Here is a 17124-nt window from a genome sequence, read left to right on the forward strand (position 1 = left end):
CGCAAAAAAGCGGCCTCGCAGGCCGCCCGTGTTGCAGGTGTTGAGCAGAACCAGCGCACCGCAAGCTGCGCCGGCGGTGCATCAGGAATCGGTCTCGCCTTCCACCGGCCAGTCCCGGATATAGGCCTTGAGCATCTTGTTCTCGAAGTTCTGGCTGTCGACGACGGCCTTGGCCACGTCGTAGAAGCTGATCACCCCCATCAGCATCTTCTTGTCCATTACCGGCATGTAGCGCGCATGGCGGTCCAGCATCATGCGGCGTACCTCGTCCATGTCGGTCTCCATCGTGCAGGTCAAAGGTGCGTCATCCATCACGCTGCGCACCAGGATGCTGCCGGCGGTACCGCCGTTGTTGACGATGGCGACGATCACCTCGCGGAACGTCAACATGCCCACGACGTCGCCGTGCTCCATCACCACCAGCGAGCCAATGTCCTTCTCTGCCATGGTCTGGATCGCGTCGCCCAGAGGGTCATTCACGCTGGCCGTGTAGAGGGTGTTGCCTTTGAGGCGGAGGATATCGCTGACTTTCATGGGTGTCTCCTTGTACCGTTCTCCGATGCGGGTGGGACCCGCCTGCATGCAAACGCATCGGCGACAGGCCTGCCAGTCCGGGTCTGCTAAATATAGCCGACAATGCCCGTCCAGAACGACAACATCGCGGAGATACGCCATGCCCGGTTATACCGATCCCGGCTTTGACACCCTGAGTCTGCACGCCGGCGCCCAGCCGGACCCTGCCACCGGCGCCCGTGCCGTCCCCATCCACCTGACCACGTCCTTCGTTTTCGAGTCGAGCGACCACGCGGCCAGCCTCTTCAATCTGGAGCGGCCCGGCCATGTCTACAGCCGCATCAGCAACCCCACCAATGCGGTGCTCGAGCAGCGCGTTTCCGCACTCGAAGGGGGCGTTGGCGCGATCGCGGTGGCCAGCGGCCAGGCCGCGTTGCACCTGTCGATTGCGACCCTGATGGGTGCGGGCAGCCATATCGTCGCCAGTACCGCGCTCTACGGTGGCAGCCAGAACCTGCTGCACTACACGCTGGCCCGCTTTGGCATCGAGACGACTTTCGTCAAACCCGGCGATATCGACGGCTGGCGCGCTGCGGTGCGGCCCAACACCAAGCTGTTCTTTGGCGAGACCGTCGGCAACCCCGGCCTCGATGTGCTGGACATCCCCACGGTCTCGGCCATCGCCCATGAGGCCGGCGTACCCTTGCTGGTCGACTCCACCCTGACCTCGCCGTGGCTGATCAAGCCCTTTGCGCATGGCGCCGACATCGTCTACCACTCTGCTACCAAGTTCCTCTCCGGCCACGGCACCGTCATCGGCGGCATCGTGGTCGATGGGGGCAGTTTTGACTGGGAGAAGTCTGGCCGCTTCCCCGAGCTGACCGAGCCCTATGACGGCTTTCACAACATGGTGTTCAGCGAGGAATCGACGACCGGCGCCTTCTTGCTGCGCGCGCGGCGTGAGGGCCTGCGTGACTTTGGTGCCTGCATGAGCCCGCACAGCGCCTGGCTGATTCTGCAAGGCATCGAAACCTTGCCGCTGCGCATGGAGCGCCATATGCGCAACACCGAAAAGGTGGTGCAGTTCCTGGCCAGCCACCCGCTGGTCAGCCGCGTGGGCCACCCCCTGCTCGACGGCCACCCTTCCCACGCGCTGGCGCAGAAGCTGCTGCCGCGCGGCGCGGGCTCGGTGTTCAGCTTTGACATTGCCGGCAACCGCAACCAGGGCAAGAAGTTCATCGAGACGCTCAAGGTCTTCAGCCACCTGGCCAATGTCGGTGACTGCCGCTCGCTGGTCATCCATCCGGCCAGCACCACGCACTTTCGCATGCACGACGACGCGCTGGCGCAGGCGGGCATCAGCCAGGGCACGATCCGCCTGTCCATCGGCCTCGAAGATGCCGACGACCTGATCGACGACCTCAAGCGCGCGCTCAAGGCCGCAGAGAAGGCCGCATGATGGAAATCCGTGTCTATGCATCGCAGGATGCGCCAGCAGTGGTGCAGCTGTGGAACGACTGTGGCCTGACCCGCCCCTGGAACGATCCGCACAAGGACATTGCGCGCAAGCTCAGCGTCTCGCCCGAGCTGTTCTGGGTCGGTGTCGATGAGCAGGGCGAAGTGATGGCCAGCATCATGGTCGGCTATGACGGCCACCGGGGCTGGATCAACTACCTGGCCGTGCACCCCAAGCACCAGCGCCAGGGCCATGCGCGCCAGTTGATGCAGCGCGCCGAGGCCGAGCTGACCGCGCTGGGCTGCCCCAAGCTCAACCTGCAGGTGCGTGCCGGCAACGAGGCCGTCATCGCCTTCTATGAAAGCCTGGGTTACAGCGACGACCACACCGTGAGCCTGGGCAGGCGGCTGATTGCAGACATCTAGACCATCGGAGCACAGACATGCGAATCCAAGTTCAAGGTGCCGACCTGTATGCCTACACCGGCGGCAAGGCGCTCAATGCCAACCAGCCCACTGCCCTCTTCATCCACGGCGTGCTGTGCGACCACAGCGTCTGGGCGCTGCAAAGCCGCTACCTCGCCAACCATGGCTGGAATGTGCTGGCCATCGACCTGCCGGGGCACTGCAAGAGCGGTGGCGCCGCGCCGCAGACTGTGGAGCAGGCCGCCGGCACCATCGCCCAGCTGCTCGATGCCGCCGGGCTGGAGCGCGCCGCCCTCATCGGCCACAGCTGGGGCAGCCTGATTGCGATGGAAGCGGCCGCACGCCTGGGCGAACGCATCAGCCACCTGGTGCTGGTCGGCACTGCCGATCCGATGAAGGTCGCGCCCGCCTTGCTGGAGCAAGCGTTGAACGCCACTGACCAGGCCATTGGCATGGTGCAGACCTTCTCGCGCGCGACCTTGGCCCCCCCTTCGGGTGCCGGCAGCTGGGTGTTTGGCGCAGGCATGGCGCTGGCCCGCCGCGTGCAGGCGAGCAACAGCGATACCAACCTGCTGCACACCGGTTTTGTCGCCTGCGACAGCTACCGCAACGGCCAGCCCGCCATGGCCGCGCTGGCCTGCCCGGTGCTGTTCGTGCTGGGCGAGCAGGACCAGATGACCCCGGCCCGCGCCGCGCGCAGCCTGGTGGATGCAGCCCAGGCGGCCGGCAAGCAGGTGCAGGTCCGCATGGTGCCCTGCGGTCACAACCAGATGACCGAGTCGCCCGATGAGACCTTGTTCGCCATCCATGATTTTCTCAAGGCCCCGCCCGCCTCCCAGCGCGCCGCCTGAGGAAATGCTGCGGCGCAACAAGAGCCGCTCCCGATGGCGCCACCAGTTTTGCTATGGTGTGATTGCTTTTGTTTTTATAGCAGTCTATCCCGTATGTATCTGGCGTAAGAAGGCGTAAGCCTCCGCAGAAAATGCCGCATTCTAGGCAGCAAATGCGTTAGCCTATCCACTAGGCCGATGGAGGCCCAGACAGCTGCATCTGAAAAGCTGCAGACCGGATACATACGACTTATGCAATACAAGGCCCTTCCCTGTTTGCTGCAGCACTGCCAGGCGCAACCCTGGCACCTGTTGCGGCCACGCGTGGACATGGACCTGGAGCGTTGGGCGGAGACCTGGGCGGACCAGTTGTCAAGCCTGCATGAATTCTCCAGCCATGGCTACTATGGTCTGGACGTGCAGGATCTGGACGCCGACAGCCAACGCGCAGCGCGCGCCGGCTGGTGCCGGGCTGCGCTGCAGTCGCTGGCGCTGCTGGACCTGGCCTACAGCCGTGGCCTGCCCCCGCGTGCGATGGAAGGTCTGTTCGAGCACGTGTTGCACTGGTGCAATGAATACGCGGATTTCATGCGCAGCGCTGCGGCCACGCCTGCGCAGGCGGTGCAGCCCTTCAACCCCGCCTCCAACAACTACCCGGCTGCTGTGCAACTGCTCGCTTTGCCGATCCTGCTGGAGCGCCAGGAACTGATCCCCGGCATCGTCAAACGGCTGCTGGGCAACCGCTGTGACTGCCTGCTCGACTACCTCAGCGCCGTCGCCTGCGACAAGGACGAGGCCTCCGCCCAGGTGTTCTGCCCCAAACCTTATGCCGATCTGGCCGCCTTCTTCGAGCAGACCGAGCTGGGCACCGCGCCACTGCAGCACTATCTGGAAGAACACTACAGCAGCCAGCCCCACCCGACGCTGGCGGCCATTGGCCGGCTGATCGGCATGGGCGAACACCATCCACGTTGGGCCTGGGAGGTCGCCGCGCTGGTGGTGCTGTATGAACTCGACGACAGCGCACTGACCGCCTTCAGCTGCTACCCCGCCGACATGGTGGCGCTGGCGCGCCAGCGGCTGGCATTCAACGAGGCCAGCTTCGCCGTCCACTGAAGGGCGTGTAGCGCCCCTCCGCGCAAGCGGGTGCAGGTGGCGGCCGGCGCAGGCAAGCCAGCAAGCGGTCTGAAGGTCGCAGCACCTCCGGCCCCTGAAACAACGCTCAGGCCTTGGCTTGCACGGCCTGGTCCCCCTCATCACCCGGCGCCAGCGCCTGCGCTGGCGCTTGCACCTCGGGCTCCGGTGCCGCATCAGGCAGCCACTGGCGGCGCTCCAGCAGCGCAATCAGCACCATCTGGTCCAGGCCGCTGTGCCACCACAGCGGCTCGGTGGCTTCATTGCGATCGAGCATCAGCGCAGCCACCAGCGGCGCGGCCAGGGTCTGCGCAGGCTCGATCAGCAGCACATAGCGCATGTCATGCTGGCTCTCGGGCGCACCGGTGCCGGTTCGGTGTTCATCGACATCCACCACAGCGCCCACCCAGTCGAGTTGGCACAGCACATCGAGCGCGCGATGCAGCTGCACATCCTCCACCTGCAGGCGGGTGGCAAGCTGGTGCAGGTACAGGCCCTTTTCGGGTTGGTAGCGCATCAGGTTGAGCGCGCGCAGGCATTCCAGCGCCAGCTGAAAATCCCAGCTCTGCGCCAGCGGCAGCCGCGCCACGCCTGCCAGCAGGCTGGGCAGGTACGCGGCCACCACCGCGCCCAGCAGTACGATCACCCAGGCCACATAGATCCAGATCAGCAAGATTGGCAAGGTGGCAAAGGTGCCATAGATCGTCGAATAGGTCGGCACATGCACGAGGTACAAGGTCAGCACCTTCTTGGCCACCTCGATGCCCACGGCCACGAACAGACCGCCGGCCAGCGCATCGCGCCAGCGCACATGGGTGTTGGGCACATAGCGGTACATCGCAGTCACGCCCGATGCCAGCAGCACAAACTCCAGCGAATCAAAGGCCAGCCGGATCAGGTACGGCAGCTCGCCAAAGGCGCTGCGCGAGGCCGCCACCACCGACGACGTCAGCACCAGGCTGGAGGCCAGCACCAGCGGGCCCAGCGACATGGCCGCCCAGTAGATAAGCACGCGCTGGCCCAGCGGCCGCAGCTGGCGCACGCGCCAGATGTTGTTCAGGGTACGGTCCATCGTCAGGATCAGCGCCAGCGCTGTCACCAGCAAAAAGCTCAGCCCCGCCAGGCCCAGGCGGCTGGCCTTGGACGCAAACTGCGTGATGTAGCCCAGCACCTGGCTCGCAATGGTGCTGGGGATCAGGCTCTCGATCAGCCAGCGCTGCAACTGCGCCTCGACCGTCGCAAACATCGGAAAGGCGGTGAGCAAGGCCAGTGCCACCGTGAAAAAGGGCACCAGTGCCAGCATCGTGGTAAAGGTCAGGCTGCTGGCCGTCAGGCCCAGGCGGTCCTCACCGAAGCGCGTGCGCAAGGTGTTGACGGTATTGCGCCACGGAAACGCCGCAAACTGCTGCCACCACAGCGCCCATCCCTGGCGCCGATGCACCTGCAAAGATGCCGCGTTTTTCTCATCACTTACGTACATACCGATATGATGCCATTTCCATGCCTGTATCCACCCCTGATCCTGCGGCAAATCTGCCTGAATTGGTAACGCCTGCGCCGGCCGGCGCCGCTGCGCAATATTCGCGCTGGCTGGCGGTGGCGGCGCTGCTGGGCCTCGTCGTGCTGTGCCTGGCCTGGGAGCTGTGGCTCGCTCCGTTGCGGCCGGGCGGCTCCTGGCTGGTGCTCAAGGCCTTGCCGCTGTGCCTTCCGCTGGCCGGCCTGCTCAAGCACCGCATGTATACCTACCGCTGGCTGAGCCTGCTGGTGTGGCTGTATTTTGTCGAAGGCGTGGTGCGCGCCTGGGGCGATGCCGCGCCCAGCCGCTGGTGCGCGCTGGCCGAGATCGCACTGTGCCTGCTGCTGTTTGCCGCCTGCGTGGTGCATATCCGGGGCCGCCAACGCGCCGTGGCCCCGGCGCCCCAGCCGGCCGCCGCTTCCTAGACCTTTTTTCTTTTCATGTGCTGAGACCTCCAATGACCGACCTGATAGCGAGCTTGCGCCAGATAGTGGGCGATGCCCATGTGCTTACCGAGGGCGACCTGAGCGCCTACGAACAGGACTGGCGCCGCCGCGTCCACGGCAAGGCGCTGGCGGTGGTACGCCCCGCCACGACCGAGCAAGTGGCGGCCGTCGTCAAGGCCTGCGCGGCCAACGGCACCTCCATCGTGCCCCAGGGCGGCAACACCGGCCTGGTCGTGGGCTCCACGCCCGACACCTCGGGCCAGCAGGTGGTGCTGAACCTGGGCCGCATGCAGGCCATCCGTGCGATCGACAAGGACAACCTCACCGTCACGGTCGAGGCCGGCTGCATTCTGCAAACCCTGCAGGAGCGCTGCGAAAGCCAGGGCTACCTGTTCCCGCTGTCGCTGGCGGCCGAAGGCAGCTGCACCATCGGCGGCAACCTGGGCACCAATGCCGGCGGCACCCAGGTCGTGCGCTATGGCAATACCCGCGAGCTCTGCCTGGGCCTCGAAGTCGTCAATGCGCAGGGCGAGATCTGGAACGGCCTCAAGGGCCTGCGCAAGGACAACACCGGCTACGACCTGCGCAACCTCTTCATCGGCAGCGAAGGCACCTTGGGCGTGATCACCGCCGCAACGATGAAGATCTACCCGATGCCGGCGAGCCAGCTCACCGCCTGGGCGGCACTGCCGTCGTTCGATGCCGCCGTGCGCCTGCTGGCGCTGGCCCACCAGTACCTGGGCGCGGGCCTGACCGGCTTCGAGGTGATGAACCGCTTTGCGCTGACCTTGGTGGACAAGCACATGCCCCAGCTGCGCGTGCCCTTTATCGACAACCCCGCCTTCCCCTACGCCGTCGTGCTGGAAAACTCCGACAGCGAATCGGAAGAACATGCCCGCAGCCGCTTTGAGGCGCTGATGGAAGCCGCCTTCGAGCAGGAAATCGTGCTCGACGCCGTCGTGGCCGAGAACCTGGGCCAGGCCCACAACCTCTGGCATATCCGCGAGAGCATTCCGCTCGCACAGGTCGAGGAAGGCCTCAACATCAAGCACGACATCTCGGTGCCCATCTCGCGCATCCCCGAGTTTGTCGAGCATGCCACGCAGGTGCTCAACGACAAGGTGCCGGGCATGCGCCTGGTCAATTTCGGCCACCTGGGCGACGGCAATCTGCACTTCAATGTGCAGGCGCCCGAGGGCGTCGACGCCAAGCAGTTCCTCGATGAGCATGAGCACGAGGTCAACCACATCGTCTATGACGCAGTCGCCGCTTTCGGCGGCTCCATCTCGGCCGAGCACGGCATCGGCACGCTCAAGGTCGACACCCTGCCGCAGTACCAGTCGCCGGTGGCCTTGTCGATGATGCGTGCGGTCAAGGCCGCGCTGGACCCGCAGAACATCATGAACCCGCATGCGATGGTCACACGCGGCTAAATAAGCTGCACACCACCAAAAAGGGCGGCCCTCGATGAGGTGCCGCCCTGTTTTTTAGCGCGCCGAAGGATCAGGACGCCGGCGTGCCCACCGCGTTGCTGATCATCTGGTTTACATCCTTGGGCCAGGAGAAGGCCGCGCCCGGGTCCTGCACCACGCGGGGCTGGCCGTCCTGCAGCCACCAGATGCGCATGGTGTTGCTCTTGGCATCCAGGGCCACGGCGGCGGCATTCTGGCCACCATCGTGCTGGCGGTTGCCGGTGATGTAGTAGACGGAACCCTGCTTGCTCAGCGGCCCGGTCACCTGCAGGTTCTGCATGAAGGCCGCACGGTGCTCACCCAGCAGGTGCTGCATGCGCGCAGCCATCACGCCCTGCTGCAGGAAAGCGGCATCGTGCGGATACTGGCCCACCTGGGCCTGCAGCTGATTCCAGGCCTGCTGGCCGTTGGGGTCCATGCCAGCGGGCGCCGTCTGGCAGCCGGCCAGCGCCAGCGCCGCAGCTGCGCCCAGGGCCAGGCCCCATTTCTTCGTCATCGTCCACATATCGGTGTCCTTGTCAGCGTTTGCAGCGCCCTCTCCTGCGCCCGGCAAACTGTCGATGTCCCGGCGCCCACCGGCTTGGGCCACGGCGGTGTGCCGCCGGCTCCGGTGGGCCCGGGCGCCAAAGCCGACACCCTACACCAATTTTTGCGCGGCAATGGCCATCGCAGGTATCTCCCACAGGCGCTTATCCTTACGGCCTACGCAAGCAACGCGGCCGTCGTACAGTACATCCTTTGGGCCTTGCCACCTGTCCCGCCGCCTTGGCACGCATGCCCGCGCCGGGCCAGGCGCCCGCCCCCGGGCGGCGATGCGGCCAGGCCCCCCGAACAGCCCCAGAAGAACATGAAGCAATACCTCCAACTCGTGCAGAACATCCTGGACCAAGGCTCCTGGCAGACCAACCGCACAGGCATCCGCACGCTCAGCATGCCCGGCGCCATGCTCAAGTTTGATCTGCAGCAAGGCTTTCCGGCCGTCACCACCAAGAAGCTGGCTTTCAAATCCGCCATCGGCGAGATGGTCGGTTTTCTGCGCGCCGCGCGCAGCGCCGCCGATTTCCGCGCGCTGGGCTGCAAGGTCTGGGACCAGAATGCCAATGAAAACCAGGCCTGGCTGGCCAACCCCTACCGCCTGGAGGCCGATGACCTGGGCCCCGTCTACGGCGTGCAATGGCGCCAATGGCCGGCCTACAAGCTGATCGACCTGGCCCAGCCCCACAGCCAGGCCCAGGTGGCCGACGCGCTTGCCAAGGGCTACACCCAGATCGGCGAAGTGGCCGAAGGCGGCAAACGCCAGATCGTGCTCTACAAGGCCATCGACCAGCTGCGCCAGTGCCTGGACACCATCATGACCGACCCGGGCAGCCGCCGCATCCTCTTCCACGGCTGGAACTGGGCCCAGCTCGAAGAAATGGCCCTGCCCCCCTGCCATCTGCTCTACCAGTTCCTCGTCGACCAGAGCAAGCGCGAGATCTCGCTGTGCCTGTATATCCGCAGCAATGATGTGGGCCTGGGCACCCCCTTCAACCTGACCGAAGGCGCCGCGCTGCTGCACCTGATGGGGCGCCTGAGTGGCTACACACCGCGCTGGTTTACCTACTTCATCGGTGATGCCCACATCTACGAAAACCACCTGGACATGCTGCAGGAGCAGCTCAAGCGCGAGCCCTTTGAATCCCCCAAGCTGGTGCTGTCGGACCGCATCCCCGACTACGCGGTGACCGGCCAGTACCAGCCCGAATGGCTGGAAAAGGTCGAACCGTCGGACTTCTGGCTGGAAGGCTACCAGCACCATGCGCCGTTGACGGCGCCGATGGCCGTATAAACAGAAACGCCCGCTATCGCGGGCGTTTGCTCAGGTGGGAGCCATAGGGCCTTCAGCCCCCGCAGCGCGCCTTCAGCGCCTCAAACGACGCCCGCTTTTGCTTGCGGATCGGCAGCGGCAGCGCAATCGACTCAGCTTCGATCTGCATGCTCTTCATGCGCTCCGGATCGGGGCAATCGGCCGGACGCGGCTCGGGGGCATCCGCGGGTGCTGCTGCCGGTGGTGCGGACGCCGGTGGGTTATCCGCCGGGCGGCTGGTGACCGGGCGGTCATGCTCGCGCGGGTTGATGCCCTGGCTGGACGGTGTCACGATGATGGTCTCGGCCTTCTGCCCGGCCGCGCAGGGCTCGTCCTGAAAGCTGGTGCGGCCCTGGGCATCAACGCATTTGTTGATGGCCCATGCCGGTGCGCTCAAGCAGCACGCTGCCGCGAGCAATCCGGCAGCAAAGGTGGGGCGGGCGTGGGGCATGGGGCAGTCCAGACAAATGGCGAAAAGCCCATTATGCGGCAGCCCGCCCCCGTGCCTCCGGCTCAGTTCAACTCGATGCGCACGCCGCTCTTGACCAGGGCCTGCAGCTTTTTGGTTTCGGCCTGCAGGTACTGGCCAAAGGCCTCGGGGGTGGACAGCGCTACCAGCAAACCGGTCTTGGCAATCTGCGCGCGCACTGCAGGGTCTTCCACCGCGCGGTGCAGATCGGCATTGATCTGCTGCACCACCGCATCGGGTGTGGCAGCCGGTGCCAGCATGCCAAACCAGCTGCCGCTGACAAAGTCCATGCCCAGCTCCTTGAAGGTCGGAATCTCGGGCGCGTCCGGGTGGCGCTGCTCGGAGGCCATGGCCACCGCCGCCACCTTGCCGGATTTGACCAGTGCGTACGACGACATGCCGTCAAACATGCCATCGACCACACCGGCCATCAGATCGGTCATCGCCGGGCCCTGCCCCTTGTAAGGCACATGGGTAAAGCGGATACCCGCCTTCGTCGCAAACAGCTCGGCGCCCAGATGCGGGCTCGATCCGGGGCCGGATGAGGCCAGCTTCAGCGATCCGGGCTCGGCCTTGGCGCGGTCGATCAAGTGTTGCAGCGACTGCCCGCGCAAGCGGTTGGTGACCAGCAGCACATTGTGGCTGGAGCCCAGCAGGCCCACGGGCCGGAAGGCATCGGGCCCATAGGGCAGCTGGCGGCGCAGCACCGGGTTGGAGGTGTAGGCATAGCTGGTGAACAGCAGCGTATAGCCATCGGCCGGGGTGCGTGCCACTGCGCTGGTCCCTATGATGGTGCCCGCGCCGTCGCGGTTCTCCACCACCACCGGCTGGCCCCAGAGCGTAGCGAGCTTGGCCGCCAGCGACCGGGCCAGCGTATCGGTCAGGCCGCCGGCCGAATACGGCACCACGATCGTCACGCGTTTGTTGGGGAAAGCGGCCGTCGCCTCGGCCGCGGACGCGGACGCGGCTGCAGCGCAAAAAGCCAGACCCAGCCCCAGGGCTGTAGTGCGCCAAGAATGCCTTCTAAACATAAGACCTCCCTTGCCCAGCCTGTCTGCCGGGCAATTGCCAGACCGTTGCAAAAGTGGGCTGTACCGTTGCGGCACAGAGGATCCCTGGGCAGGACTGCAGCGCCTTCAGCCCTGCAGCTTGCCCACGGCGCCGCTCAATCGACCTTGAGCTTGGCCACCTTGGCCAGCTGCTGCCACAGCGCCATGTCGCGCTTGACGACCTGGCTGAACTCGGCGGCCGACTTGTGCGCAGGGATCAGCATGTTCTGCTCGGCAAACTTGGCCTTCATCTCGGGGCTGCCCAGCGCCTGGCCCAGATCGGCATTGAGTCGGTCGATGATCTTGGGGTCCGTCTTGGCGGGTGCGAACACGCCGTACCAGCCGTCGGCGTCGAAGGTGTAGCCCTGCTCGGTCAGGGTCGGCACATCCTGCAATGCAGGGCCGCGCGCCGATCCGGAGGCTCCCAGCGCACGCAGCTTGCCGCTGCGGACATGGGGGATCGGCGAGGCAATGTCCATAAAGCCCACGCCAATCGTGTTGGCCAGCAGATCGCCCAGCTCCACAGCGGTGCCCTTGTAGGGCACATGGGGCATGTCCAGGCCGTAGTGGGCCTTGATGCCTTCCATCACCAGGTGGCCGGTCGAGCCGCTGCCCCAGGAGCCATAGGCCAGGCGGCCTGGGTTGGCCTTGGCGTACTGCACCATGTCGGCCAGGTTCTTGAAGCCGGTCGCCGGGTTGGCCACCAGCAGGATGCCTGCCGCCCCGATCTGGGCCACCGGTGCCAGGTCGCGCATCGCGTCATAGGGCATCTTGGGCTGGATGATGGGGTTGATCGCAATCGACGACGACGGCGAGAACAGCAAGGTATAGCCATCGGCCTGGGCCTTGGCCACATGGTCATTGCCGATGATGCCGTTGGCGCCGGCCTTGTTCTCGACGTAGAGGCTTTCCTTCAGCGAGCTCTGCAGCGGCGGCAGCAGCAGGCGCGCAAAGATGTCGCCGCCTGACCCGGCCGGCCCGGGCACAATCATCCGGATCGCCTTGTTGGGCCAGGCGGTGTTGGCCCACGTTGCGCCCGCGCCCGCTGCAGCGAGCAGGCCCAGCAGCATCTGCCGGCGGTTGAAGCTTGCGTATGAATCGGTCATTTTTTTGTCTCCTGTTGATCGCGGATGGCCCGGCCCTGCCGCAGCTACCCCCTGGTTCCATCGCTGGCATGTCAGCGCTGCCCGGGCTTGTCGCGCCCGGTGCAGCGGCCAGCGCGCTCGTTACGGCATCTTCAGATCGGCCAGTTTGGCCAGGCCCCCCCAGATCTTCATATCGGACTGGATGGAGCGGGCAAACTCGGCCGCCGGCTTGACGGCCGGCAGCGCCATGTTCTGGTCTTCAAACTTTTTGCGGATATCGGCGCTTTGCGCCACCTGCGCCAGGGCCTGGTTGAGCCGCTCCACCATCTCGGGGTTGGAGGTGGCGGCCGGCAGAAACACGCCATACCAGCCGTCCGCATCGAACTTGAAGCCCTGATCGGTAAACGTGGGCACCTGCGGCGTGGCCGGTGCGCGCTGCGTGCCGGTCACACCCACGGCCAGCAGCTTGCCATTGCGGATATGCGGCACGGGCGACGCGATGTCCATGAAGCCCATCGCGATGTTGTTGCCGATGATGTCCGACAGCTCGGTGGACAGCGCCTTGTAGGGCACATGGTGGATGTCGATGCCGTAATGGGCCTTGAGGCCCTCCAGCGCCAGATGGCCCGACGAGCCATTGCCCCAGGAGCCGCAGGACAGCTTGCCCGGGTTGGCCTTGGCATAGCGCACCAGGTCGGCCAGGGATGCAATGCCGGTCTCCGCATTGGCCACCAGAAAAATTCCCGACAGCCCTATCTGGCCCACCGGCAGCAGATCGCGCTGCGTGTCATAGGGCAGCTTGGGCTGGATGAACGGGTTGATGACGATGGCCGACGACGGCGCAAACAGCACCGTGTGCGCATCGCTGCTTTTGGCGACAAAGTCATTGGCGATGATGCCGTTGGCGCCCACCTTGTTTTCCACATAGAAGGGCTGGCCCAGCGCTGCCTGCAGGCCGGGCGCCAGCAAGCGGGCAAACACATCGCCGCCCGATCCCGGCGAGCTGGTCACCACCAGGCGCACCGGCTTGCTGGGCCACGGCGCGGCCGCCCGCGCCAGGGGAAGTGCGGCAGGCAGAGCGGCAGCCATGGCCGCCATCAGCAGGGTGCGGCGTTCGCTACGCAACTGGTTCATCGTTGTCTCCTTGTCGTTCGATGTCATGCCGCCTCCAGCTCAGCCAGCACCGTGATGCCCAGCGCCGTGCCATGCACCGCCAGGTGTGCACCCATCTGGATGACCTGCGCCACCGCATCGCGCGCCACGCCCAGGCCATGGGCCTGCTGCAAGGCTGCGCGCAAGGCCTCGGGCTGGTTGGCGGTAAAGCAGGCATGCAGCGCAATCGTGATCAGGCAGCGCTCACCTGCGCTCAGGCCCTTGCCGCTTTCTGCCGTGCGGGCCAGCGCCTGCAGATGGCCAAAATAGGCCGGGTCCAGCACCTGCAGCCGCGCCCACAGGTCGGGCGGCAGGTCTTCCGCCGTGGTCTCTGCGCCGGGCAGCAGACCATACACCTGGGCTACCGAATCCAGCGCCGCCGCAGTCGCGCCTGCGCCTTGCAGGCAAACCAAGGTCAGCACATCGAGCAAGTCGTCATCGCTGGCGCCGCAGGCCAGCGCCTTTTGCATGTGCAGCTTCAAGCCGCTGGCAAACAAATGGCTGGCGGAGGCATCGAGCGCCACATAGACGAGTTCCACCATGCGCTCGCTCAGGCCGCCGCTGCGTGCCGGGTAACCGGCATAGTGCGCATAGGCCTGCAAAAATGCCGGGCGGCGCGCCAGCAGCTGCGCGTTCCAGGGCCGCCAGTAGCCACGCTCCTGGCGGTACAAGGCTTCAACGGCGGCGGTGTCCCATTCAGCCATGGTGGCTCTCCTTGGTGCCTGAGATATCCAGGCACTGCCCGGTTACAAACTGCGCCTGCGCCCCGGCCAGAAAACGGACCAGCGGCAGCAGTTGCGCCACAGCCGCCCCCGTGGCCTGTTCAGGCGACAGCAGCAGCGCATTGATGCGCAGGCCCTGGGTGGCCCATTCGCAGGCCAGGGTCGCCACCAGCATGCGCACGGCAGCCAGCGCCGTCTGGTGCTGCCAGGCAGGCACGCCGTGGGGCGCGCCAGCGGGCAGCAACAGCACCAGGCTGGCATCGCGCGCATGGGCAGCCGCAAACTGCTGGCCGGCGCTCAGCACGGCCTCCAGCAGATCGCCGCCAGCAGGCGCCAGCGCCTGGGTGCTGACCACCCCTTGGCATCGCTCCCCTGTTGCAGCCGCATGCGCAGGCGCATCCGCCTGCAGCGCTTGCAACCAGGCACCATCACAGGCGGCATTGCTGCCTGCTTGCAGCTGCAGATGCAGCGGCGTCTGCAACGGTGCAGGCACAGCCGGGTTCAGCGCGCAGCGGCTGCTGCCGCCATAAATGCCCGATCCACCATCCACCGAGACGACCTGGCCCGACAGCACATGCGCCTGCGGCTGCGCCAAAAACACCAGCGCTGCGGCCATTTCCTCGGGCTCGGCCAGGCGGCCCAGCGGAATCTTGGCAACGGCATCGGCCAGCGCCAGGCGGCCTGCATCCATCAGCCCTTGCACCAGCTCAGTACGCACAAAACCGGGGCACAAGGTGGTCACACCCAGCTGCGGGTAGCGCTGCGCCAGGCTGTGCGACCAGGCAATCAGCCCGGCCTTGCTGGGGCTGTAGAGGCCGCGCCAGGGAATGGCCTTCTGCCCTGCGCCGGAGGACACATTGACAATGCGCGCATCCGGCTTCAGTCGCGGCAGGCAGGTGTCGAACAAGGCCTGCGGTGCCTGCAGGTTCAGCCGCAGCAGGCGCTGCCACTGTGCGGGCGCCTGCTCGGCCAGCGGCCGGCCGCTGCTGTCCGAGATACCGGCGTTGTTGACCAGCGCATCGAGCGCTGGCAGCGCAGCCAGCTGGCGGCCCAGCTGGGCCAGCGCCTGTGCATCGGTCAGGTCCAGCGCAAAGGCCTGCGCACGGGCGGCGCCCTGCGCCAGGCAGTGCGCAGGCAGCGCGGCAATCGCAGGGCTGATGTCGACCAGCAGGCAGTCCCAGCCCTGCTGCGCAAACTGCAGCGCGGCAGCGCGGCCAATGCCGGAGGCAGCACCGGTGATCAAGACAGCGGGCATGGAGCGGGCGCCTCAGATGTTGGTGAAGGTAATGCCGCCGTCCACCACCAGCGCCTGCGCGGTGGTGAACTGCGCAGCATCGCTGGCGAGAAAGCAGATGGTGCCGGCGATGTCGTCCACCGTGCCCAGGCGCCCCATCGGCGTCCTGGCCACGCGGCCGGCATCGCGCTCGGCATTGCGGTTGCGTTGCGTGCCCTCGGTCGGCACGGCCGAGGGGCAGACCGCATTCACGCGGATATGGCGCTCACCCAGCTCTGCCGCCGCAGCGCGGGTAATGCCCAGCACGCCGGCCTTGATGCCTGAATACACCATCGAGCTGCCGGCAGAGCGCAGCGCCGCAACCGAGGCCACATTGATGATGGCGCCACCGCGCTCGGCATCCATGCGGGCCGCAGCGGCCTGGATGCCCCAGAGCACCGCCTTGAAGCCGATGTCCAGCATGCGGTCCACCGTCTCGGGCATGATCTCGCTCACCGATTGGTAGCGCACCCAGGCGGCGTTGTTGACCAGAATGTCCAGCCGCTGGTGGCGCGCATGGGCCTCGTCCACGGCGGCGGTCATCTCTTCCCGTGTGGCCACGTTCTTCACCACACCAAAGGCCTGGCCGCCCTGCGCGGTGATAGCGGCCACGGTTTCTTCCACCAGCGCCTCCTTCAAATCATTCACCGCCACGACTGCACCGCGCGCGGCCAGTTGCAGCGCGGTGGCGCGGCCAATACCGGCACCGGCGCCGGTGATCAGGGCCACACGGCCTTCCATGTCTCTCGCGATGGCCCTTGTCATGGCGTCACCTCACAACGGTCGATAAAGTCAGCGCCCACGGCGCGCATCAGCGCACCGGCACCCAGGCTGGCGTCCAGCTTTTTGTGCTCGCGCAGGCTGCGGTGCAGCCCCAGCTCCCAGGTAAAGCCCATGCCACCATGCAGGTGGATGGCTTTTTCCAGCACCCAGGCGCCCTGGCTCAACGCAGCGGCCAACGCGCTGTCCGCCTCGCGGGGGGCATCGCATGCGTCCGCACGCAGCGCACGCCAGGCCTGGGCGCTGGATGCCTCCAGCAGCAGGCACATGCGCGCCAGGTGGTGGCGCACCGCCTGTTTGGCCGACAGCGGCCGGCCAAACTGCACACGCGCTTGCAGGTAATCGGCAGTGCGCTCCAGCGCGCCGGCGCACAGGCCGTTCACATACTCGGCCCAGAGCAGCTTGGTGTCGGCACAAAAGGCCTGCGACTGCTGCGCATCCAGGCTCAGCAGCGGCGCGGCACCGGCGGTCGACACCCACAGCTGGGGCACTTCCGGGTCCAGCATTGCTTCGGCCTGGCAGCGCAAGTCCGCCTTGTCGTAGAGCGCAAAACCGGCACCGGTCTGCACCAGCGCATAGTCGGCCTGCTGGCCATTGCGCGCCACCCCGCTCCAGCCGCCAGCGGCCTGCGCAGCCATCACCACGCACAGCGATTTCTCGCCACGCAGCAGCTGGCCGCCGGCCTGCGTGCCCTGCAGCGCCTTGCTGGCGGCCATCTGCTCAGGCAGGGGGTAGGACAGTTGCATCTGCCCCGCCACGCGCACCACCGGCATCGCAAATGCCAGCGGCAGGCCCAGGCCGCCCTGCGCTTCATCGGCGCAAATGCCGAACAGGCCGGCATCGGCCATGGCGGCGGCCGCCTCGGACGGGCCTTGCCCTTGCAGCGCCGCGATGACCGCCTGCGCCGCCTGCCCAAACTCCTCGGGCTGCAGCTCTTCACTTTGCATCGTCATCCC

At 66.3% G+C, this 17124-nt stretch carries 18 protein-coding genes; 7 read left to right on the forward strand and 11 right to left on the reverse strand.

Annotated features, from left to right (window positions below; genetic code table 11):
- Positions 1–81 precede the first annotated feature (81 nt).
- Complete coding sequence (locus tag ACCQ08_RS00045) at positions 82–534, reverse strand: CBS domain-containing protein (RefSeq protein ID WP_230771119.1); 453 nt, start codon at positions 532–534, stop codon at positions 82–84.
- A 139-nt stretch (positions 535–673) separates the two neighbouring features.
- Between ACCQ08_RS00045 and ACCQ08_RS00050 the strand changes: the two genes are divergently transcribed.
- The 4 genes from ACCQ08_RS00050 to ACCQ08_RS00065 all read left to right on the forward strand — a co-directional run bounded on the left by ACCQ08_RS00050 (position 674) and on the right by ACCQ08_RS00065 (position 4340).
- Complete coding sequence (locus ACCQ08_RS00050) at positions 674–1972, forward strand: O-acetylhomoserine aminocarboxypropyltransferase (protein ID WP_373448483.1); 1299 nt, start codon at positions 674–676, stop codon at positions 1970–1972.
- Entirely contained in the window at positions 1972–2394 is a 423-nt protein-coding gene (locus tag ACCQ08_RS00055; RefSeq protein WP_373448820.1) for a GNAT family acetyltransferase, read from the forward strand. Before ACCQ08_RS00050 ends, ACCQ08_RS00055 begins: the two co-directional genes overlap by 1 nt.
- Before the next feature lie 17 nt (positions 2395–2411).
- Entirely contained in the window at positions 2412–3245 is an 834-nt protein-coding gene (locus tag ACCQ08_RS00060) for an alpha/beta fold hydrolase (protein WP_373448484.1), read from the forward strand.
- A 231-nt stretch (positions 3246–3476) separates the two neighbouring features.
- Entirely contained in the window at positions 3477–4340 is an 864-nt protein-coding gene (locus ACCQ08_RS00065) for a PoNe immunity protein domain-containing protein (protein ID WP_312524913.1), read from the forward strand.
- A 106-nt stretch (positions 4341–4446) separates the two neighbouring features.
- Here the strand turns inward: ACCQ08_RS00065 and ACCQ08_RS00070 are convergent, their stop codons facing one another.
- Positions 4447–5838: a YihY family inner membrane protein gene (locus ACCQ08_RS00070; protein ID WP_373448485.1), complete on the reverse strand. Its 1392-nt coding sequence runs from the start codon at positions 5836–5838 to the stop codon at positions 4447–4449.
- 20 nt (positions 5839–5858) lie between these two features.
- On the opposite strand from ACCQ08_RS00070, the gene ACCQ08_RS00075 reads away from it, so the two are divergent.
- Positions 5859–6299, forward strand: a complete 441-nt coding sequence (locus tag ACCQ08_RS00075) for a DUF2069 domain-containing protein (RefSeq protein WP_312524917.1) — start codon at positions 5859–5861, stop codon at positions 6297–6299.
- A gap of 32 nt (positions 6300–6331) precedes the next feature.
- Positions 6332–7753 carry an FAD-binding oxidoreductase gene (locus tag ACCQ08_RS00080; protein ID WP_373448486.1) on the forward strand — a complete coding sequence of 474 codons (1422 nt, stop codon included), beginning with the start codon at positions 6332–6334 and terminating at the stop codon, positions 7751–7753.
- Positions 7754–7823: 70 nt separating this feature from the next.
- Here ACCQ08_RS00080 and ACCQ08_RS00085 read toward each other — a convergent pair whose 3' ends face one another.
- On the reverse strand, positions 7824–8297 hold the full coding sequence (locus ACCQ08_RS00085; protein WP_313332493.1) for a hypothetical protein: 474 nt from the start codon (positions 8295–8297) through the stop codon (positions 7824–7826).
- A 342-nt stretch (positions 8298–8639) separates the two neighbouring features.
- On the opposite strand from ACCQ08_RS00085, the gene ACCQ08_RS00090 reads away from it, so the two are divergent.
- Positions 8640–9620: a thymidylate synthase gene (locus ACCQ08_RS00090; protein WP_312834369.1), complete on the forward strand. Its 981-nt coding sequence runs from the start codon at positions 8640–8642 to the stop codon at positions 9618–9620.
- Between the two features lie 52 nt (positions 9621–9672).
- Here the strand turns inward: ACCQ08_RS00090 and ACCQ08_RS00095 are convergent, their stop codons facing one another.
- The 8 genes from ACCQ08_RS00095 to ACCQ08_RS00130 all read right to left on the reverse strand — a co-directional run bounded on the left by ACCQ08_RS00095 (position 9673) and on the right by ACCQ08_RS00130 (position 17121).
- Positions 9673–10089 carry a DUF4124 domain-containing protein gene (locus ACCQ08_RS00095; protein WP_373448487.1) on the reverse strand — a complete coding sequence of 139 codons (417 nt, stop codon included), beginning with the start codon at positions 10087–10089 and terminating at the stop codon, positions 9673–9675.
- 62 nt (positions 10090–10151) lie between these two features.
- Complete coding sequence (locus tag ACCQ08_RS00100) at positions 10152–11024, reverse strand: tripartite tricarboxylate transporter substrate binding protein (protein WP_373448488.1); 873 nt, start codon at positions 11022–11024, stop codon at positions 10152–10154.
- A gap of 248 nt (positions 11025–11272) precedes the next feature.
- A complete protein-coding gene (locus ACCQ08_RS00105) occupies positions 11273–12262 on the reverse strand; it encodes a Bug family tripartite tricarboxylate transporter substrate binding protein (RefSeq protein ID WP_373448489.1) in 990 nt (329 codons plus the stop codon).
- A 120-nt stretch (positions 12263–12382) separates the two neighbouring features.
- The gene (locus ACCQ08_RS00110) at positions 12383–13402 is read right to left on the reverse strand and encodes a Bug family tripartite tricarboxylate transporter substrate binding protein (protein WP_373448490.1); all 1020 of its coding nucleotides are present in this window, start codon (positions 13400–13402) and stop codon (positions 12383–12385) included.
- Complete coding sequence (locus ACCQ08_RS00115) at positions 13399–14097, reverse strand: carboxymuconolactone decarboxylase family protein (protein ID WP_373448491.1); 699 nt, start codon at positions 14095–14097, stop codon at positions 13399–13401. Before ACCQ08_RS00115 ends, ACCQ08_RS00110 begins: the two co-directional genes overlap by 4 nt.
- A complete protein-coding gene (locus tag ACCQ08_RS00120) occupies positions 14090–15370 on the reverse strand; it encodes an SDR family oxidoreductase (RefSeq protein WP_373448492.1) in 1281 nt (426 codons plus the stop codon). The genes ACCQ08_RS00115 and ACCQ08_RS00120 overlap by 8 nt, the downstream gene beginning before the upstream one ends.
- A gap of 12 nt (positions 15371–15382) precedes the next feature.
- On the reverse strand, positions 15383–16153 hold the full coding sequence (locus ACCQ08_RS00125) for a glucose 1-dehydrogenase (RefSeq protein ID WP_312455999.1): 771 nt from the start codon (positions 16151–16153) through the stop codon (positions 15383–15385).
- Positions 16150–17121 (reverse strand): acyl-CoA dehydrogenase family protein, encoded by a 972-nt coding sequence (locus tag ACCQ08_RS00130; protein ID WP_373448493.1) that lies wholly within the window; start codon positions 17119–17121, stop codon positions 16150–16152. Before ACCQ08_RS00130 ends, ACCQ08_RS00125 begins: the two co-directional genes overlap by 4 nt.
- Positions 17122–17124: the final 3 nt, after the last annotated feature.

This window comes from Comamonas sp. SY3, from assembly GCF_041730275.1.
Classification (GTDB): Bacteria; Pseudomonadota; Gammaproteobacteria; order Burkholderiales; family Burkholderiaceae_C; genus Comamonas; species Comamonas sediminis.